Annotated in this window: 15 protein-coding genes; 1 reads left to right on the forward strand and 14 read right to left on the reverse strand. The window is 46.9% G+C overall.

The features are described from left to right. Positions 1-169: 169 nt before the first annotated feature. From QLG00_RS05280 to QLG00_RS05330, 11 genes are all read right to left on the reverse strand, one after another. Positions 170-1,060 carry a metal-dependent hydrolase gene (locus tag QLG00_RS05280; protein ID WP_119690403.1) on the reverse strand — a complete coding sequence of 297 codons (891 nt, stop codon included), beginning with the start codon at positions 1,058-1,060 and terminating at the stop codon, positions 170-172. Between the two features lie 166 nt (positions 1,061-1,226). Further along, a complete protein-coding gene (locus QLG00_RS05285) occupies positions 1,227-2,648 on the reverse strand; it encodes an FAD-dependent oxidoreductase (protein WP_282470620.1) in 1,422 nt (473 codons plus the stop codon). Positions 2,649-2,721: 73 nt separating this feature from the next. After that, positions 2,722-7,203 carry a glutamate synthase large subunit gene (gene gltB / locus QLG00_RS05290; RefSeq protein ID WP_282470621.1) on the reverse strand — a complete coding sequence of 1,494 codons (4,482 nt, stop codon included), beginning with the start codon at positions 7,201-7,203 and terminating at the stop codon, positions 2,722-2,724. Between the two features lie 455 nt (positions 7,204-7,658). After that, positions 7,659-8,507 (reverse strand): hypothetical protein, encoded by an 849-nt coding sequence (locus QLG00_RS05295; RefSeq protein ID WP_004944984.1) that lies wholly within the window; start codon positions 8,505-8,507, stop codon positions 7,659-7,661. 9 nt (positions 8,508-8,516) lie between these two features. Then, on the reverse strand, positions 8,517-9,605 hold the full coding sequence (gene aroB, locus QLG00_RS05300; RefSeq protein ID WP_076033597.1) for a 3-dehydroquinate synthase: 1,089 nt from the start codon (positions 9,603-9,605) through the stop codon (positions 8,517-8,519). 23 nt (positions 9,606-9,628) lie between these two features. Beyond that, a complete protein-coding gene (aroK, locus tag QLG00_RS05305) occupies positions 9,629-10,171 on the reverse strand; it encodes a shikimate kinase AroK (protein WP_004934229.1) in 543 nt (180 codons plus the stop codon). Between the two features lie 36 nt (positions 10,172-10,207). Beyond that, entirely contained in the window at positions 10,208-12,304 is a 2,097-nt protein-coding gene (locus QLG00_RS05310) for a type IV pilus secretin PilQ family protein (RefSeq protein WP_171304758.1), read from the reverse strand. A 59-nt stretch (positions 12,305-12,363) separates the two neighbouring features. Further along, positions 12,364-12,888: a pilus assembly protein PilP gene (locus QLG00_RS05315; RefSeq protein WP_004934225.1), complete on the reverse strand. Its 525-nt coding sequence runs from the start codon at positions 12,886-12,888 to the stop codon at positions 12,364-12,366. Further along, entirely contained in the window at positions 12,888-13,622 is a 735-nt protein-coding gene (locus tag QLG00_RS05320) for a type 4a pilus biogenesis protein PilO (RefSeq protein ID WP_076033126.1), read from the reverse strand. The genes QLG00_RS05315 and QLG00_RS05320 overlap by 1 nt, the downstream gene beginning before the upstream one ends. Continuing rightward, the gene (locus QLG00_RS05325; RefSeq protein ID WP_282470633.1) at positions 13,619-14,257 is read right to left on the reverse strand and encodes a PilN domain-containing protein; all 639 of its coding nucleotides are present in this window, start codon (positions 14,255-14,257) and stop codon (positions 13,619-13,621) included. Before QLG00_RS05325 ends, QLG00_RS05320 begins: the two co-directional genes overlap by 4 nt. After that, complete coding sequence (locus tag QLG00_RS05330; protein WP_004934220.1) at positions 14,244-15,314, reverse strand: pilus assembly protein PilM; 1,071 nt, start codon at positions 15,312-15,314, stop codon at positions 14,244-14,246. The genes QLG00_RS05325 and QLG00_RS05330 overlap by 14 nt, the downstream gene beginning before the upstream one ends. Before the next feature lie 167 nt (positions 15,315-15,481). Between QLG00_RS05330 and ponA the strand changes: the two genes are divergently transcribed. Further along, a complete protein-coding gene (ponA, locus tag QLG00_RS05335) occupies positions 15,482-18,013 on the forward strand; it encodes a penicillin-binding protein PBP1a (RefSeq protein ID WP_034440435.1) in 2,532 nt (843 codons plus the stop codon). 18 nt (positions 18,014-18,031) lie between these two features. Here ponA and QLG00_RS05340 read toward each other — a convergent pair whose 3' ends face one another. The 3 genes from QLG00_RS05340 to murF are packed head-to-tail and all read right to left on the reverse strand — an operon-like array spanning position 18,032 to position 21,437. Beyond that, positions 18,032-18,853, reverse strand: a complete 822-nt coding sequence (locus QLG00_RS05340; RefSeq protein ID WP_048764516.1) for a putative RNA methyltransferase — start codon at positions 18,851-18,853, stop codon at positions 18,032-18,034. Between the two features lie 58 nt (positions 18,854-18,911). Continuing rightward, positions 18,912-20,030 (reverse strand): phospho-N-acetylmuramoyl-pentapeptide-transferase, encoded by a 1,119-nt coding sequence (gene mraY, locus QLG00_RS05345; RefSeq protein WP_004934213.1) that lies wholly within the window; start codon positions 20,028-20,030, stop codon positions 18,912-18,914. Further along, the gene (murF, locus tag QLG00_RS05350) at positions 20,031-21,437 is read right to left on the reverse strand and encodes a UDP-N-acetylmuramoyl-tripeptide--D-alanyl-D-alanine ligase (RefSeq protein WP_282470622.1); all 1,407 of its coding nucleotides are present in this window, start codon (positions 21,435-21,437) and stop codon (positions 20,031-20,033) included. Between the last annotated feature and the right edge of the window lie 2 nt (positions 21,438-21,439).

The following is a 21,439-nucleotide window of genomic DNA, read 5'->3' on the forward strand; positions in this document are numbered from 1 at the left end:
TCTCCTGAAATGCCGGCATATCATAATCTGCCGCCATTTTTTCTTTCCAGTATGCAATCAGTTCGCTGTAATCGTGAAAGGCATTGTAACGAGGATTTTGGCGCTGTTTTGTTTATTTTCTTTATCATAAAAAAACGGGCCAGACGCCCGCTTTTTGGTTGATTCAGGTTCAGCTGTAACGAAGCTGGGCGGAAGTCTCCTGAAATGCCGGCATATCATAATCTGCCGCCATTTTTTCTTTCCAGTATGCAATCAGTTCGCTGTAATCGTGATCGGCAGGGTGAAAATCTGGTTTGTAATAGGCCAGATATTCTGGCAATAATTGCACAAACATTTTGGCCACCAAATAAACCCCGAAAAGATTAGCGCCCACTTTAGGTAAGCTTTTACGTCGATCCTGCATGAACAGTTTGCTGGCCGAGTAAAAGGTAAGGCTGGCAAAGCCTGTGGTGACACTTCGCATTATCAGAGTGCGCAGCTTATGATCGCCATAAATCTCTTGGTACACATCGAAGGCCACAGCACGATGTTCGATTTCTTCAATCGCATGCCATACCCAGAGCTTCATGGCATCTTCATCTAATGTACTGAGTACCTCAGGATGCCTTAAAATATAGCCTCCCAACAAAGCAGTAAAATGCTCAAATGCACAGGTAATGGCAAGCTGCACTTTCGGATGCAAATTACGTACATGACGATCTTTTCGCATGAGCCATGCTTGAAAGCGATCCAGATTATAATCGTCTTTGCGCCATGCATCATTAAACTCAGTATGCGCCTTGGAATGCATCGCCTCTTGACCAATAAAAGCTGCAATTTGAGCCTGAAGCTGTGGATCTGCAATTCGATCACGCACGTTACGCACGCTATGCACAAAAAACTGCTCTCCTACCGGAAAGGTCGATGACAGTGCAGTGAGCAAATGCGACATGACAGGTGAATTGGCAAAGTAATGCCGCTTGATTTTTTCAGGATGGAATTGTAAGCGCCGCACGGTAATGCCCAACGCTTTAGGACGCTGCTGATATGCTTTCGATGCCTGCTGAATCACTGTTGCCATGGCCGAATCCTGCTGTTTTTTTCGAGTATGGCGAGTGAATCGATAAAACCCTATGGCAAAACTGCTTGTACAATTGACCGAACTGCTCAACCCGATTAATGCACAAAAATGACAAAAGCCTGCATCCGTGCAGGCTTTTGGAAATGGGTCTTTGGATGTTTTAACGTTACACGTCGAGGTAATCCAAAATACCTTCTGCTGCCTGACGACCTTCCCAGATTGCAGTCACAACCAAGTCAGAGCCACGCACCATATCGCCACCCGCAAAGATTTTCGGGTTAGATGTCTGGAATTTATATTGTTGTTGTTCAGCAGCAAGTACGCGACCCGAGCCATCCAAACCAATATTGGCAGGTGCAAACCAGTCTGCCGGACTTGGACGGAAACCAAATGCCAATAATACGGCATCTGCTGCTAGAACTTCTTCGGAACCCGGAATCGGTTCTGGGCTACGACGGCCACGACTGTCTGGCGTACCTAACTGTGTGGTCACCACTTTGACGCCAGTCACTTGGCCGTTTTCGCCCACAATTTCGATTGGCTGACGGTTAAACAAGAAATTAACGCCTTCTTCGCGCGCATTTTTTACTTCACGACGTGAACCCGGCATGTTGGCTTCATCACGACGATATGCACAGGTGACCTGCTCCGCACCCTGACGGATCGAAGTACGGTTACAGTCCATTGCCGTATCGCCACCACCCAGCACGATCACTTTCTTGCCTTCAACACTGATGTATTCGCTTGGGTTTTGCTCCCAGCCTTGCGTACGGTTTACGTTGGCAATCAGGAAATCCAGTGCATCATACACACCCTCAAGCTCTTCGCCCGGGAAACCACCCTTCATGTAAGTGTAGGTGCCCATTCCCATAAATACTGCATCGTAATCTTGCAGTAACTGGTCGATGGTGATGTCCGTACCGATTTCAACATTTAAACGGAATTCAACGCCCATGCCCGTGAAGATTTCACGGCGACGCTTCATCACGTCTTTTTCCATTTTAAACTCAGGAATACCGAAAGTCAGCAAACCACCAATTTCAGGGCGCTTATCGAAGACCACCGGTTTTACACCATTACGCACTAGAATATCTGCACAGCCAAGTCCTGCCGGGCCTGCGCCAATAATGGCCACTTTTTTATCGGTCCATTTCACTGACGACATATCTGGACGCCAGCCCAGTGCAAAGGCTGTATCGTTAATATATTTTTCTGCATTACCAATTGTTACCGCACCAAAACCGTCATTGAGGGTACATGCACCTTCACACAAACGGTCTTGTGGGCACACACGACCACACACTTCCGGTAAGGTATTGGTTTGATGGCACAATTCTGCCGCCTGAAAAATACGGCCTTCTGCAATCAGTTTTAACCAGTTTGGAATATAGTTATGTACCGGACATTTCCATTCACAGTACGGGTTACCACAGCCCAAACAACGATGGGTCTGATTGGCAGCCACTTCAGCCGTGAACGGTTTATAAATTTCCACAAACTCAGATTTGCGGACATCAATATCTTTTTTCTCTGGATCTTGGCGTGCTACATCCAGAAACTGAAAGTCATTATTTAGGCGCTCTGCCATGTCTTGCTCCGTGGGTCAGTGTGGAAAACTCGAAAGTTATCCACACTTGCCTGTCAAAATATGAGTAGTGGAATTATTGAGGATCGGCTTTGGTTGCTTTCAACAGCGTCAGTAAGTTAGCAGCTTTTGGCTTGACTAACCAGAACTTGCGACTGTAGAAATCAAACTCGTTGCGGATCTTATACGCCCATGCACTGCCTGTTTCTTTGATGTGTTCATCCAGAATACGCAGTAAATTTTCTTGATGATCTTCCATCGATTCAGTTGAAATACGAGTTAAATCAATCAACTCATGGTTGTAGTAATCGACGAAGTTATTTTCAAGATCCAGAACGTATGCAAAACCACCGGTCATACCGGCACCGAAGTTATGCCCCACTTTACCCAATACAGTCACGATACCGCCGGTCATATATTCACAGCAGTGATCGCCCGCACCTTCAATAACAGCAAATGCACCAGAGTTACGTACTGCAAAACGCTCACCCGCAGTTCCGGCAGCAAATAACTTACCGCCAGTCGCACCGTACAAGCAGGTGTTTCCAATGATGGCAGTATTTTGAGTCTGGAACGGCGAACCTTTTGGTGGGAAGATCGAGATACGACCACCTGCCATTCCTTTCCCTACGTAATCGTTGGCATCACCTTCAAGCTTAATGTGCAAACCACCGGCATTCCATACTCCCAGAGACTGACCTGCTGTACCGTTAAGGTTAAGTACGACCGGATGCGCCTCCATATCGAGGTTGCCATAACGGCGTGCAATTTCGCCCGATAAACGTGCGCCAATTGAACGGTCACAGTTACCAATCTCGAAATTGAACTCGCCGCCAGTACCTGCTTCAATTGCAGGGAGCATTGCACTCACCATTTTTTCAGCAAGAATGCCTTTGTCGAACGGCTGGTTGCCCTGAACTTGACAATATTGTGCCTTGCCTTCAGCCGATGGATGCGACTGGATTAAAGGTGTTAAGTCTAGATGGGCATGCTTGTCGGTTTCACCCGGCAAGATTTCGAGTAAGTCGACACGGCCAATCAAATCTTTAAGCGATACGACACCTAGTGCAGCCAACCATTCACGTGTTTCTTCCGCAATAAAGTGGAAGAAATTAATCAGCATTTCTGGCTCACCAATATAATGCTCTTTACGCAAGTGATCTTGCTGAGTTGCTACACCGGTTGCACAGTTGTTAAGGTGGCAAATACGTAGGTATTTACAACCCAATGCAATCATTGGAGTCGAGCCAAAACCGAAACTTTCCGCACCCAAAATGGCGGCTTTAATTACGTCTAAACCGGTTTTGAGGCCACCATCTGTCTGTACGCGTACTTTGCCACGCAGGTCATTCACACGAAGTGCCTGATGCGCTTCAGACAAACCCAATTCCCAAGGCGAACCAGCATGGTGGATCGAAGACAATGGAGATGCAGCAGTACCGCCGTCATAGCCTGAAATAGTAATGAAGTCGGCATAGGCTTTTGCTACACCCGCCGCAATTGTTCCTACACCCGGCTCAGACACCAGTTTAACCGATACCATTGCCTGCGGGTTGACTTGTTTCAAGTCAAAAATCAACTGCGACAAATCTTCAATCGAGTAAATGTCGTGATGTGGAGGAGGTGAAATCAAGGTTACACCCGGCACCGCATAACGCAAACGCGCGATCAAGCTATTGACTTTACCGCCCGGTAACTGACCGCCTTCACCTGGTTTTGCACCTTGTGCCACTTTAATCTGCAACACTTCTGCAGAAGTAAGGTAAGCCGGTGTCACACCAAAACGGCCCGATGCGATCTGCTTGATTTTCGAGTTACGAATGGTACCGTAACGTGCTGGATCTTCACCGCCCTCACCCGAGTTTGAGCGTCCACCCATGGTGTTCATGGCAATCGCAATGGCTTCATGCGCTTCTGGCGACAAGGCACCAATCGACATCCCTGCCGAGTCAAAGCGCGGTAAGATTTGCTCAACCGGCTCCACCTGTTCAAGCGCAATTGAATTGCTGATTTTAAGCTTGAACAAGTCACGAATAGTTGCTACCGGACGGTTGTTGACCAGTTCGGCGTATTCTTTAAAGTCTTGGTAATTGCCAGAACGTACAGCTCTGTGTAATGCATTGATCACGTCTGGGTTAAAGGCGTGATATTCCTTGCCAAATACAAACTTGAGCATACCGCCTTGGTCAATCGGCTGACGATTTTGCCATGCAGTTGCGGCCAGTTTTTTCTGGTCATTTTCAAGATCGGCAAAAGTTGCGCCTTCGATACGGCTTGGTACACCAATAAAGCAGGTATTGACGACTTCCTTCGATAGTCCCACCGCTTCGAATAACTGACCGCCTCGGTATGATGCAACGGTTGAAATCCCCATTTTTGAAAGGACTTTCAACAGGCCTTTTTCGATACCTTTACGGAAATTGGCCTGAGCGTGTACCGGATCGCCGAGGAGTTCACCCTTGGCAACCAAGTCATTGATCACGTCATAAGCTAGGTATGGATAAATCGCAGTCGCACCAAAGCCCAAGATCACTGCAAACTGATGCGGGTCACGCGCCACACCGGTTTCAACAATAATGTTGGCATCGGTACGTAAGCCGGTATTGATCAAATAGTGATGGATGGCGCCAGTGGCCAATACTGCATTGGCTGGTAGGTAACCTTCGCGGATTTTCTTATCCGAAATCACCAGCAAGGTTTTACCATCGCGAATCGCCTGTGCAGATGCCTCGCAAATACGCTGAATCGCCGCCTGTAAGCCTTCTTCTTCTGGATAGTTCAGATCGATATCGGCAATTTCGTAGCCTTTACGTCCGAGGGTACGAATCTGATGCATTTTGGAGTTTGACAATACCGGACTTGAAATAATCAGGCGATCGGCATGCTCTGGCCCTTGCTCAAATACGTTTTGCTCGCGCCCCATACAGGTTTCAAGCGACATCACAATCGATTCACGTAATGGATCGATTGGCGGGTTGGTGACCTGTGCAAACTGCTGACGGAAGTAATCCGATACAGGACGCACCTGACGAGACAATACCGCCATTGGCGTGTCATCACCCATTGAACCAACCGCTTCTTGACCACTTTCAGCAATAGGACGTAACAACTGGTCACGTTCTTCAAAAGTGACCAAGAACATTTTTTGTGCAGCTTTCAGGTTGTCGCCTGCCAAGCCTTTATCAATTAAATGCTCTTCAAGCTCTGGGCTACCTTGTAGACGCAGCGAGTTTTCACGTAACCACTGACGGTACGGGCGCATACGTTTAAGATGGTTGCTGACATCTTGTGTATCCAGCACTTTACCTGTAAAGGTATCGACCACCAGAATCTGACCCGGACCGACACGGCCTTTCGAAATTACATCTTCTGGTTGATAATCCCATACCCCAATTTCAGAGGCCAAAGTGATGTAATCATTTTTGGTAATCACCCAACGCGCTGGACGCAAACCATTACGGTCTAGCATACAAATGGCATGACGGCCATCTTGAATCACAAGACCCGCAGGGCCATCCCATGCTTCCATGTGCTTTGAGTTAAATTCATAAAATGCACGTAAATCTGCATCTAGGGTTTCAACGTTTTGCCATGCAGGCGGTACTAGCATGCGCAAGGCACGGAATAGATCCATTCCCCCACCGATCAGAATCTCAAGCATGTTGTCGAGACTAGATGAGTCTGATCCGGTACGGTTAACAATCGGTGTGAGCTTGGTCAAACCAGGAAGGAGTGGATTTTCAAATTTTGGTGTACGCGCCATTGCCCAGTTACGGTTGGCAGTAATCGTGTTGATTTCACCATTGTGGGCAAGATAACGGAACGGCTGTGCCAACGGCCAACGCGGTAAGGTGTTGGTCGAGAAGCGCTGATGGAACACCACAATATGCGATGCAAGACGCTCATCTGCTAAATCGGTATAAAAGTCCGCAATCGCTGCTGGCATCATGAGGCCTTTATAGCTAATTACGGTCGAGCATAACGTGGTCACGTAAAACAACGGATCGTTACTGAGTTGCTGCTCTGCACGACGGCGCGCTAAAAAGAGCTTACGGTTGAATTCAACCTCAGTCACGCCCATTGGACAGTTCACAAATACTTGTTCGAAGCCCGGCAATGATTGCAAAGCAATTTCGCCTAACGCGTCGTTATTGGTTGGAACAACGCGCCACCCAATGACACGCAGGCCATCCGCTTCAATTTCTTTGGTTAAAATCGTTTTTGCATGTTGCGCCAAGGCAGGATCAATATTTAAAAACACCGTACCGACTGCAAAAATTTCGCTGAGTGTAATGTCACTGAGCTTTTTTGCTTCTTCACGGAAAAATTGCTTTGGCATAGCCAATAGTAGACCGCATCCGTCCCCGGTTTTACCATCTGCGGCAATACCACCACGGTGCGTCATGCAACTTAAACTGTGAATTGCGGTTTGTACAAGATGGTGGCTAGAATCCCCTTTCATATGGGCAATCAGACCAAAACCACAGTTATCTTTAAACTCATCCGGTTGGTATAAACCTTGAGCGGGAGCTACAGTGTGAGGCGATGGCAAATGCATAGCGTACCCTTCTTCAACATGGCTCTTTCGAGCGTATAACGATCAATTATTTCTTCGCGACGTTGTCTCATTACTCACGTAAAGCTAAATGTTCCACAACCCATTTTTGCGTTACTTCCTGAATATACGCTTTTTTAGCTCTATATGGCAGCAACTTCATGACAAAAACGTGTTGAGTTATTTCGCACTTTTTTAAAGCAGGCGAAACGACGATTTCGCATGCTAATTGAATTTTATGACGGCTTAGCGCCAAAATAGGACAAATTGATCAATTAGCGCATCAAACATGCAAAAAAGATGCCACATTTATTTATAAATGGTTAACTTATTTATTTGTATAGCAATAATATTTTTTATCATTCTGTAAAATTAAAAGTACACTTTTAAAATGCACCAAAATATTGCACAATTTTAATATTGATCAAAAATAATGCTCTATTTTGGTTCTTTTATCGTCAATTAAATGGGTCGCTGATTTCGCGCTCGGTCTGTTTTGGTGCCTTTTGATCGATGGCTGATGCTTTGGTTGAAGACGCTGGTAATTCGGCATTGGAGCGTGACTGGCGAACATCCACCACATTGCCTTGCGCATCACGGCGCGTAACCGTGGTGCTGGTCGTAGATGAGCTCGGCGCGTTTGCCAATGGATTAAAAGTTTGAGGTTCCACGCGCGGCAATGCGGCTGGTTTTAAATTGATTTCATGCAATTGTGCCACCAGCCCCAACTCGTCAGACCCCAGATCATTCACCAGAGGCGCCAGACTGGCAAAAGATACTGCATGCGGGCGAACCGATGCCGGTAGTTTTAATTCAAGCTGTTTTAACTGCGAATTGGCAGCAGACTCACTTCCAAAGGTGCCGTAAACCAGCATATATTGCTCTTGCTGATCGGGCCCAGTTAGACGGAAGTAGTAAAACTGATTTCGGTCAGCACGAGTTTTTAAATAGTTCTTAATAATGTCTTCATCTGAAGCGCGAAAAAGCTCTATCGTCCAGCTTTTCTTGTTTTCACTGACGAACTTGGTGCCCCGAAACTCGGACTCATGCAAACTGGCCGTGACCACGCGGGTGGTTAAATCCAGAGGTTTCACTTCTTGAGATAGCATCCCAAGATGACTGGTGGCCGCCACTTTCTCGGGTTGAATTTGCACTTGGGTTTGCGCAATATCAGTACGATCCATTTCGACCAGCTTGTCGGTGTCGTTAATTGCCCAAAACACCAATGCAAAAAACAGACAGACAAGCGCACACACCAGCCAGCTGTAATGCTGAATTTTTTGCCATAGTGTGCGATGTGCTGTCATGCATTCACCTTATTGATTTACAGTTTGATTTGCAAGAATTGCGGCTTTCATTTGATCGACATCAAAAGTCTTGGTAATGACTGCCTGACCTAGACGCTGCAATAATACCAGTCTTAGCTGTCCATTGAGCACTTTCTTGTCATGCGACATATAAGACAAAAATGCGTCCAACGGAATTTGCGGACATGATATCGGCAAACGCGCACGCTGAATAATCTTTTTTGTACGCGCCAGATCTGCTTCAGAAATCCAGCCCATGCGCTGCGACAAATCAGCCGCCATAACCATACCGGTTGCCACTGCCTCGCCATGCAGCCATTCACCATAACCCAAATATGATTCAATGGCATGACCAAAGGTGTGACCCAAATTAAGTAAAGCGCGTTCACCCTGCTCTTTTTCGTCGTTTGCTACAATTCGCGCCTTATGAGCGCATGAGCGATACACCGCTTCTGCAAGCAAAGTTTCATTTCCAGCGACCAACTCGTCCATGTGTGTTTCGAGCCATGCCAAAAATTCAAGATCCCCGAGCAAGGCATATTTAATCACTTCGGCTAGGCCCGCAGACAGCTCACGCGGTGGTAAAGACTTTAACTGTGACATATCGGCCATGACCACTTCAGGCTGCTTAAAGGCCCCGATCATATTTTTGCCTAATGGATGATTAATGCCTGTTTTTCCACCGACACTTGAATCAACTTGAGACAACAATGTGGTTGGCACCTGAATAAAGTATACGCCACGCTGGAAACTCGCTGCGGCAAAGCCAGCCATATCGCCAATCACGCCACCACCAAGTGCCAGCACGGTACAATCCCGATTAAACCCGGCTTGGAGCAGCGCATCAAAAATAAGATTCAAGTGCTCGATATTTTTGTATTTCTCGCCATCTGGCAGCACACATACAGCCACTTGCTTGTCTAGAGCAGTCAACGCATCTACATAGTGTTGCAGATAGAGCTGTTCCAGCGTGGTATTGGTCACGATCATCACCTGACGACCTTTGATATACGGCGCAAGCAGGTTATGTGGCTGTAATTGACTACCAATAAAGATTGGATAACGGCGATCGCCTAACTCTACGTGAAGTGTTTGCATAAACATTTAAACCGGTGAGAAAACTAGTGCAATTGGGGCGTTAAGATCACGCGTAAAATTTGCTGGGCAAGATCACGTGCTGCGCCTTGATTTGTTTCAATAATATGATGGGCCACTTCACGGTACAACGGATCTCGGGTACTGAGTAAATCTCGAAGGCGTTGCTCCGGATTCTCGACCTGCAATAAAGGACGATTTTTATCACGATAGGTGCGTTGTAATTGTAACTCGACAGGCGTAAATAGATAAATCACGACGCCGCGTGTTTTTAGATAGTTTCGGTTTGCTGCTTGGGTGACAGCGCCACCACCTGTAGCCAATACCAAATGGTGACGAGAGGTAAGATCATCGAGCACATTGGTTTCTCGGCCACGAAAGCCCAATTCACCTTCTTTTTCAAAAATCCATGGAATTGTAGCACCTGTTCTGCGTTCAATTTCATGATCGCTGTCGAGAAATTCACGCCCCAACAATTCTGCCAAATGCCGCCCAACGGTGGTCTTTCCTGCTCCCATGGGACCTACCAAATAAATATTGGGTAGGCTGTCAAACTCTTTGCTTGGCAAGGAGTCACCTATTGAATTACTTGAATTAAAACTATATTAATGATTTCCAACAATAGTGTCATTAACTATTCGAGGTGTCACAAAAATTAGCAGTTCATTTTTCGCTTCACTTTTTGCGGTCTTTTTAAATAAACGCCCCACATAAGGCAAATCACCTAAAAATGGCACTTTGGTCACCGCATTAGACGTGGTTTGTTCGAATACACCACCCAAGACAACTGTCTCACCATTATTCACCAAGACATTGGTATTGATCGCATTTTTATTTAAAATGGCCTCACCGTTTTGGGCATAACTATTGATCGAGTCATTGGCAATATTCAGTTCCATCAAAATTTTACCGTCTGGGGTAATGTTGGGTGTGACTTCCAGACTGAGCAATGCTTCTTTAAATGAGGTTGTGGCAGTTGATCCTGCTGCCGAATTGGTGGTGGACTGATACGGCACCTCTACACCGGTTGCTACTTTGGCTTTTTGCTTGTCGGCGGACATCACTTTCGGTGTTGAAATCACTTCGCCGTATCCGTCAGCCTGCAAAGCAGACAGCTCCAAGTCCAGCATAAAATCAGACAAACTGATTAAACCAAATGAAATACTGCTGGCGCCTGCTGTCGATACCCCTAAGTCAACACTTAAGTTATTGTTAATGGTGTCGCCATTACGCAAGTTCCATAAGGTTGAATTTTTACCTGTGACCTGTAAATCATTGCCTGTCGACAAGACGCCCCATTTCACTCCCATTTCTTTACTAAACGAGGTTGATGCACGCACAATCCGTGCTTCAATCATGACTTGCTTCACCGGAATATCCAGCAAATCAATCATGCGTCGGATCTGGTCAATCTTTTGCGCAGTGTCATTTAAGATAAGAGTGTTGGTACGCGGATCAAAAGAAATCGTGCCACGCGGGCTTAACAAAGTGCCAACGCTATCGCCCAAAGGCTCCACCGTCGCACCACCAGTCGTAGCAGTACTGGTAGTACCGCTGTTTCGACCTTGAGTAATCAATTTTTCAATATCTACCGCTTTGGCATATTTAAGCTGAATAAACTCGGTTTGTAACGGCGAGAGCTTGGTACTTTGTGCAATCGCTTTGGCTTCATCTTCTTCAGACTTGATCATTTCGGTGACAGGCGCTATCCAGATCACATTCCCATTACGGCGCTTGTCCAGATTTTTTGTTTTTAAAATAATATCCAGCGCCTGATCCCACGGCACGTCTTTAAGGCGCAAGGTAATATTGCCTTGTACAGAATCTGCGGTCACCATATTGATATTGGTAAAATCGGCCAGTAACTGTAATACGCGGCGTACTTCAATGTCTTGAAAATCCAGTGAAATCTTCTTACCCGTATAGTTTTGGTTGTTTTTTGAGTTTAGTCTGACATTATCTTGTGGGCGCTTTAGACTGATGGTAAGTTTATTTTCGGCCTGATACGCCATGTATTCATAACTCCCCGTCGACTGAATCGAGACCACACCGTTGCTGCCATTATTGAATGCATCAATCGATGCCACAGGCGTTGCAAACTCGGTGGTATTCAGGCGGCGCGCCAGATGCGTCGGAATTTTGATGCCGGGAAAACGCACCACCACCTTGCTGCCTTCTTGCTGCACATCGACAGGCGTGGTACTGCCTTGCAGATCAATCACCACCTGCCCCTCACCTTGTGCTCCTTTTTGAAATCCAATATTTCCAATAGAAAGCTGGTTTTTTGGGGCTGGAGCGGCAAGTGGGGTCGCGGCAGAGGCCAGATTATTAATTTTAAGAATGAAGACATTGCCTTCTGCACGTGTGGTAAACGCACCTGAATTTTTAAGATTCACCGTGACACGGGCGCGTTTTTCATCTGCACTGACTTCAATTCCCGAGGCTTCATTGCTGGTGAGCGCAATACTGCGTTTGGCCAGTTTTTGCGTGGCTTGATCGAAATCCAGAATCAGACGAGAAGGTTGCTCAAGTTGATACGACTGAGGTTGTGGCGGCAGTCCATTAAACATAATCCGCACTTCGGTCCCTTGTCCCGGAATCGTCATCGGGACGACATTGGTAATGGCGACCTGCGCACTTGCAACTTGCATCACGGCATAGGTCACACTTGCCATCGTAAATTGACGAATTACCTGTTTCATCGAGACTCCCCCAAGCATAAAAACGTTCAAGCTTTTTCTCATTATTATTCCCCTGTGCACTAGGGCTTCGGTCCAATTAAAACCAAAGATCGTGGCCGTTCAATAAATCCATCACGTCCATCTGGCACAATTTCCATTAAATCAATTTGTGTGGGTGAGATGGCTACAATCCGCCCTTCATTCAGCCCCATATAATTGCCAATTTGTACACGCTCAATTTCACCATCAGGCGTTTGAATTAATGCCAGAATTTGGCCATTGATGCGGCGCATACTGCCTTTCATGTTTAATGATTCAAGCGCATAACTTTCAAGTGGCTGTTTGGGTCTGGATAGATTTGGGTAAACGCGTTTTCCAGACATCACCTTGAGTTCTGCGGCAATCGAGTTCGGCAAGAATGGATTGCGTAACTGATTGGCAGAATAAAGGTAGGGCGGAACAGGCATAAATACAGGCGCAGGCTCAATCGGTAACGGTGGCTGACTTCGAATAGCGGCCATTTGCTGCTGCACACTGTCAATGCGTGAGTCACAACCCGCAAGCCCCAGCACCACCACACTCAAGCACAGAAGTTGACGTATCATTAAGGTGTCCCCCCTTGTGCTGCTGCGGGTGCGGCAGATGGCTGAACCGACGAGGCAGCGTTTTGCTCGTCTACACCGATATAACGATATGTTTTCGCCTTGACGCTGTAATCGACCTGCGGAATATCCGAGGTTTCTTTGGCAGGTTTTGCTTCAATGACAAAATCATGCATGGTCACGATACGCGGCAAGGCCGAAATACCACTGACGAAGGCACCAAAAGCATGGTAGTCACCCGTGGCTTCAATCGAAATTGGCTGCTCTACAAAAATTTCTTGTTTGACCTCATTTTCAAGCCGAATATTTTTAAATTTTAAACCCGAGTTCACACCCGTCATGTTGATGTCTTCGACCAAGCCCGGAATCTCACTTTCCTTTGGAAGTTGCGTCAGTTGCTGATTAAAGCTGGCCTGCATTTCGACCAATTGACGCTGATACTGCTGTAGATTGCGTAGTTTGGATTCTTTTTCTTTAAACTCATTCAGAAGGTTTTGTTCTTGCGCACGCGCGGTCTGTATGGCGTCTAACTGCGGACGAATCATGACAAAATAACCAAGCGCCACCACTAAGAAAAAAATAAATATCCAGCAGGTGATTTTGACCGATTTGGGCCAACTCCCGTAATTGCTCATGTCGAGCGTATTAAACTGCTGAAAAAACTTATCCACCGTCATGCGTTTTTTCTGCACAGGTGCTTGCTCAGGTGCCGTGTGATCGACTGGATCTCGTTTCATGGCTTGGCCCCCGCATTGGCTGCTGTTGCAGTGGTGATTGGTGGCGCATAGGCCACACCAATTTCACCCAAATCGACACTGACCACAAAACTACCGTATGCTTCTTCAGGTCTTGGCACAACAGACGTTGGCGCCTTCTCTTTGGTATCGTCGACCGCCAGAAATGAATTCATAAAAGCATTACGATACCAAGGCGATGCCTCAAGGTTGCGTAATAATTCGGCTACGGTATTCGGGCTTTCGGCTCGGCCTTCTAGCGTGAATTTATCGCCAGTCCGGGTAAATTTGGTCAGATACATATTGTTTGGTGTAACCCGAACAATTTCATCAATGAGGCGAACTGCCACAGGACGCTGCGATTGCAAGCCCTGAATCAGTTTCATCCGTTCTACAATCGCATCTCGCTGCTGCTGTAAACCATCGAGTGCTTTGAGTTGATGGTCTAAGGCTTGATTGGTAGTAATAAGTAACTGATTGGCCTGCTCTTGATCATTAAGCTTGAAATTAAAATACGTCCAGCCCAATGCAACGGCAGCGCATCCGAGTATTGCCACCAAACCACTAAGTAAAATAAATTCTTTTTTACGCTTTTCTCGCAGTTTATCGCGCCATGGAAGGAGGTTAATGCGTGTCATCATCGAAACTCCTCAAGGCCAGCCCACATGCCACCATGAGCGATGCAGCATCATTTTCGATCTTGCGAACATCCACCTGTGGTGAAAAATCCATTTGTAAAAACGGATTGGCCACCGTCACCCGATAGCCCAGTTTTTGCTGCAACAATCGGGCTAGCCCCGGAATATTGGCATTTCCGCCTGCGAGCAAAATATGGTCAATTTCGTTGTACTGCGAAGATGAAAAGAAAAACTGTAATGAACGCGCCGCCTGCTGAACCAGCGCTTCTAGGTAGGGCTCAAACACTTCTGCGGTAAAATCCTCGGGCAACGAGCCGTCTTTTTTGGCACGTCCTGCTTCTTCATAAGACATTCCATAGCGTTTTTGAACGTCTTGAGTGAGTTGTTTACCGCCAAAAACCTGCTCGCGGGTATAAATAATCTTGCCCTTTTGCATCACCGACAGCGTGGTCATGGTATGGCCAATATCTAAAATTCCCACCGTACTTACGCCCATCGGCAAGGTATCGGCAAAAACCTGAAATGCACGCTCCATGGCATAGCTTTCAACATCTGCCACCTTAGGCGTTAAACCTGCCAACTCTAGCACTTCAACACGCGTATCGACATTTTCGGTACGTGTCGCTGCAATCAGGACATTGACCCGATTAGGATTGGCTGGGCGTTCTGGCGTGACTTCAAAATCAAGACTGACTTCATCTAAAGGAAATGGAATAAAACGCTCGGCATCCATTCGAATCTGAACTTCTCGCTCATCATCGGTCATGTCGGCATCCATTTCGATCAGTTTGTGTACGACCATTGAGGTGGGCACTGCAATGGCCGCTTGGGTCGCTTGTGGATTGGCCAGATTGATGGCGCGCGTCAATGCGTCGGCCACCGCTTCAGGATTAAGAATATTTTTCTCAACTACACTGCTTTCTTGCAGCGGAATCAAGCCATAACTTTCTACACAGTAACGATCATTTTTGGCAGAGAGCTCGAGTACTTTGACCGAAGTCGAACTGATATCAACCCCAACCAACCCCTTATTGGTTTTACGGTATAATCTGAGCACGTAAATGGTGTCCTATTATTTTTCTGTCCCCCAAAGAAGCAAGGGCTAATTATATCTAGGTCATTAATTTTATGCGGATACAATATCTCATCTAACAATCCGCTATTCTAAAGGATATACTGACCCACAATTAGTTTGCGTTAAGCTCTTATTAAAACCCACTTGTTATGAAAAAGCTATCCAGTTCAGGCCGCGTTCACCCATTTTTTTTGTTCATTATCATGGTACTTGTCTCAGTTCCGATGGGTTTTTATGGCATGTATCTCTATATTGCCCCGTCTTTGCCTGAAATGAGCTCCTTGAAAAAGGCGCCGTTGCTTAAACCATTACAGGTTTATACCGCAGACAATCAATTAATCGCAGAATATGGCGGTAAACTTTCAGTTCCGGTTGAATATAATCAAATTCCACCACATTTTATTCATGCTTTTTTGGCAGCTGAAGACTCATCTTTTTTTGAGCACAGCGGGATTAGTTTTAAGGGTTTGGGGCGTGCATTAAGTGAAACCGTAACCGGTTCAAATGTACAAACGGGTGGCTCGACCATTACCATGCAGGTGGCGAAAAACTATTATTTATCGCCAGAGCGTACTTTAAAACGTAAACTGACTGAAATTTTCTTGGCGCGAAAAATTGAGCAAAACCTGAGTAAACAAGAAATCTTGACGCTATATGTCAATAAAATTTTCTTGGGAAAAAATGCTTATGGTATCGCGGCCGCCGCCAAGATCTATTACAACAAAACCCTTGATCAGCTCAGTATTGCTGAGATGGCCATGATTTCGGGCTTGCCTAAAGCACCCTCTAAGTACAATCCCGTGGTTAATCCAGAGCGCGCACTTGAGCGCCGAAACTGGATTTTAGGACGCATGTTGCAACTTGGCTATATCAATCAGACCGAGTATCAACAAGCAGTGGCCGAACCCATCAATCTCGATATGCCAGACCGTGGTGTAAGTAACCGCTTCCCGTATATTGGTGAAATGGTACGTGCAGAGCTGGTCGAAAAGTTTGGTGAACAGGCAGTCGATTCTGGTTATAAGGTTTACACCACCATCAATAGCCAGCGCCAAGCTTACGCCGAGCAATCGGTACAAGATGGACTTGAAGCCTATGATCGCAGACACGGCTGGCGAGGTGCAGAGGCACATGACAAACCGCTGAATCAATTTATTCCTTATGCCAATACCTTTCCTGCAGAAGTCATTAAAGTCGGAAGCAATACATTTGAAGCACGCATGCAGGATGGACAGACTGTCACAGTGCCTTGGTCGGGAATGTCGTGGGCACGCCGCTATCGCAATGCCAATAGCGTAGGCGAATTGCCGTCACGCGCGTCGCAGATTGTGAAAGTCAAAGATATTGTGCGCTTACGTCCGAATGACGATAAATCTGCTTGGTCATTGGTGCAAATTCCACGGGTTCAAGGTCAATTAATTGCATTGAATCCAAATGACGGTTCGATTGAAGCCGTGGTGGGTGGATATAACTTTTACCAATCAAAATTTAACCGCGCATTACAAGGCTGGCGTCAACCGGGTTCGACCATCAAGCCGTTTATTTATGCCTTGGCCATTGAGCGTGGTATGACACCGTACTCCATGGTCAACGATAGCCCGATTACCATCGGACGCTGGTCGCCGAAAAACTCCGATGGCCGCTATCTAGGCATGATTCCACTACGTCGAGCGCTGTATTTATCACGTAACACCGTTTCGGTGCGCTTATTACAAACTGTGGGCGTTGAACGGGCCCGACAGTTGCTGATGGATTTTGGTTTGCAAGACAATCAGATTCCACGCAACTTCACGATTGCCTTGGGTACCCCGCAAGTCTTACCGATCCAGATGGCAACTGGCTATGCCACTTTTGCCAACGGCGGTTATCGTATTCAACCGCACTTTATCCGTCGTATTGAAGATGCTTACGGTAAAGTCATCTTTGAAGCAAAACCTGAGTATGCCTGTATTCCTTGTATCAATGAACAGCCTGCTGCTACAGATACAGCACCTCAAACCCCAGATGATGAAGTGATTGAGGTCAATAACCAGACCTTGCAGCAACCACCCGCTCCTGCTGTAACAGCATCTGAAGACACTGCCAACTATCGTCAAGCACAGCGGATTTTAAAATCCAGTTCAGCTTATGACATGGCCAATATTCTTCGGGATGTTATTTTGCATGGTACAGGGCGCGCGGCGCTTAAAATTGGTCGTGACGATTTAGGCGGTAAAACCGGTACCACCAACGATGCCAAAGACGCTTGGTTTGCAGGATTTAATGGCAAACTCGTTGCAGTGGCATGGGTCGGTTTCGACCAGCCTACAACGCTGGGCCGACGTGAATATGGCGGTATTGCAGCACTACCGATCTGGACCAACTTCATGGATCAGTCGCTAAAAAATACACCATCTGCGTGGGTACGTCTGGACAAAAATGCCAAAGCGCCAATTTCACGCGAAAAACCAACCATTGAAATTAATAATCGCAATGACGATAAAGCCTCACCACCGCTGGCACGTCCGCTATATGTGCCTGCGCCTGTGGCACCTGTTGCAACACCTGACAGTGATTTTGCCGATTTACCGGGTGAAGAGATTCAGGTTCCACCATCGAATACCGCGCCATCGACACCCAAGAAAAGCGATGCGCCCAAACGCGGCGATGCGCTAGAAGGCCTGATTAATCAGGTCACTTAATCGAAAAAAAAACAGCCATCAAATTGATGGCTGTTTTTTTCGGACTTTAAATAGATAAAGCTGGAAACTTGCGGTGAGGTGCATGCCCTCTTGCGCTTCAAGTGCTTCTCGTTTTTCAGCTTTAGCTTTATACGCATATGGCGTCATGGCGATTAAATGCTTGAGTTGGATTTGATTTAAATCAAACGTACTTTCCACACTCACAGATTTAACCAGTTCGAAATCGTGCTGAAGCTGCTCGACAAACTTTTCAGGAGTATGCGGATTCACTTCATCAAACAAGGCCGCGCGCATACCAAGTAAATGCTGGGGTGCTGGCGTGGCCACTATCAAGTAACCTTCCGGTTGAAGGACACGTAAAATTTCCTTTTGGGGAATCGGACTAAATAGACTGGTGCAGACATCTATGGACTGATCCAGTACCGGTAGCACTGCGCCAGTTCCAACCACCCACGTCACCTGTCGATTCAGTTTTGCTGCACGTTGAACCGCCGTCTTGGCGATATCCAGCCCAATACAGTGCTTTACATGCTGTTGCATGGCATCGGTGTAATATCCTTCGCCGCAGCCAATATCGAGCAAGTACTTTGGATTTAAGCTGGCGAGTTCAGCTTCTAACGCATCGCGTAAAGGCTGATAAAATCCCTCGCTTAAAAAAGCACGTCGGGCCTGAACCGACTCAGGGGTATCGCCCGGACTTTTACTGTGCTTGTGCTGCACCACATGCAAATTTACATAGCCTTGTTTGGCCACGTCGTAGCTATGTCCTTGCGTACAGCGCCAAGTCATCTGATTAAGCGCCAGTTTGTCGCCGCACACCGGGCACATCAACACATTCATATTCGGTTTCCTCATAAAAAAAGCCGGCGGTGCCGGCTCTTTTTGTCTGATGGGTAGCTTAACGCAATTTTAAAGTCATTAGCCCCAAAACCACCAGCATAATTGTAATAATCCAGAAACGCGTCACGACCTGCGTCTCTTTCCAACCTTGTTTTTCGTAATGGTGATGCAGCGGCGCCATCAAGAACACCCGCTTATTGCGCATTCGCAGCGATCCGATCTGTAAAAATACCGAAACGGCTTCCATCACAAAGACACCGCCCATAATGGCAAATACGATTTCCTGACGCACCATAACTGCAATCGTGCCCAGCATCGCACCCAGTGCAAGTGCACCGACATCACCCATAAAGATTTGCGCAGGGTGTGCGTTGTACCATAAAAATGCAAGGCCTGCACCCACCATCGCCGAGCAAATCACCACCAGCTCAGAGGTATATTTCACATATGGAATATGCAAGTAATTGGCAAAACGGATGTCACCAGCCAAATACGCAAATACCCCTAAACCTGCTGCCACCATTACAATCGGCATAATGGCCAAACCATCCAAACCGTCGGTCAGATTGACCGCATTGGAAGCGCCATTGATTACCAGATAAGTAAATACAATAAATGCCAGACCCAAAGGAATGGCCGACAACGGAATGGTGAGATTTTTAAAGAATGGAATCAATAAATCCAGCATGTTGGCAGTGTGAATCGGATTGTCTTGATGTTGTGCAATCACATACAAACTGATTCCCGCACCAATAGAGGCCAGCGACGTCCAGAAAAACTTTTTACGTGCAGGCAGTCCGGCATTGTCTTTATAACGAATTTTGATCCAGTCATCGGCCCAGCCCACAGCGCCAAAAACCACCATCACGCCCAGCACAATCCAAACGTATGGATTGGATAAATCTGCCCAGAGTAAGGTGCTGATTCCAATCGAGAGTAAAATGAGGACACCGCCCATCGTGGGTGTTCCCATTTTTTTGGCATGATTTTCAGGTGCAAAAGAACTAACGGCCTGACCGTATTTCAATGCTTGTAGTTTACGAATCATCATCGGACCAAGCATCAAGCCAATTGCCAGTGCCGTAAGGACACTGAGCAACGAACGTAATGTTAAATAACGAATCACTTGGAACGAGCTGTTATAGCCCGATAGATGTTCAAACAACCATAACAGCATTTAAAGTTTCTCCATCAAATCAGCCATCAACGTTTCCATATGGGTATAACGAGAACCTTTAAACAAGAAACTCATGGACTGGGGTTGATGTTGGTGTGTTAATTCAATTAAAAATGGCAGCGCGTCTGCCTGTGTTGCAAACGCAGTTAATTTTTCTGGATGCTTACTACGCTGGGCACCCTGTTGCATGGCAGCCGCATACTCACCTACCGCCACGACATAATCAATCGCTTCGAGCACAAGATCATGCCCTAAATCGAAATGTTCCTGCGTGCTGGCGTCACCGAGCTCACCAATATCACCCGTCACCATCACTTTTACACCGATCTGCTGCGCCAGTACGCCTGCGGCAGCCCGCATGGATCCCGGATTAGCATTGTAGGTATCATCGATAAACAGATGCTGCTGGTGACGAATAAAGTTGAGTCGTCCTTTAGCGCCTTGCGCATGCTCAAGCCCTGTCACGATATCATTCAGCTCAATACCCATTGCCAAGGCAAAGGCAGTTGCGGCCAATGCATTATCGACATTATGTTCACCGGCAAAGGGCAAAATCACATGCGCTTGACCACGTGGAGTATGTAGATGAAATTCACTCGATTGTGCATGCAGCACCACATCCGTGGCATATACCTCGCCCCCGTCACCAAAACTTAAATGTTTTTGGGTACGGACGGCCTGGCGAATCTGCTGGGTAAAGTCGTCATTGGCCGGCACAATTGAAGTGCCTGCAGCGTCGATATGATGATAGATCTCGGATTTTGCACGACAGATACCATCACGCCCACCAAACTCACCCAAATGTGCCGTACCGATATTTAAAATACCCGCCACATGAGGTTGTACCAGTTTCGACGTATAGTCAATTTCGCCCTGATGACTGGCACCCAGCTCCATGACCGCATAACGGTGCTCGGGTTTTAGCTCAAGCAGCATCATCGGTACACCCAAATCGTTATTTAAGTTACCGCGCGTGACCAGCGTCGGCGCCAGTCGCGACAAGATGCTACCCAACATTTCTTTGGTGGTGGTTTTACCACTACTTCCAGTTAGCGCCATGACCTGTAAGTCTGGATATTGCTGACGACGATAAGCGCCCAAATGCCCAAGCGCCAAGCGGGTGTCCAAAACCACCAATTGGCAAATGTCTAAATCCAGTGGACGCTCTACAATCGCGATCTGACAGCCGTTGGCAGCCACCTGTGCCACAAAGTCATGGGCATCAAAGCGCTCACCTTTGAGGGCAAGAAATACATCGCCGGCTTCGGCGTGGCGTGAGTCTGTTAAAATTCTTTTAATTTGCGTACTTGGCGCACGCCCGTTGTGCCAATGGCCTTGGGTCGCGTGCTGTAATTGTGCTGCGGTCCACGGCTCGAGTGGCACCGTACTGGTTGTCGACGTATGCATAA

The organism is Acinetobacter sp. V89_7 (genome assembly GCF_029967895.1).
GTDB classification, from domain to species: Bacteria; Pseudomonadota; Gammaproteobacteria; order Pseudomonadales; family Moraxellaceae; genus Acinetobacter; species Acinetobacter soli.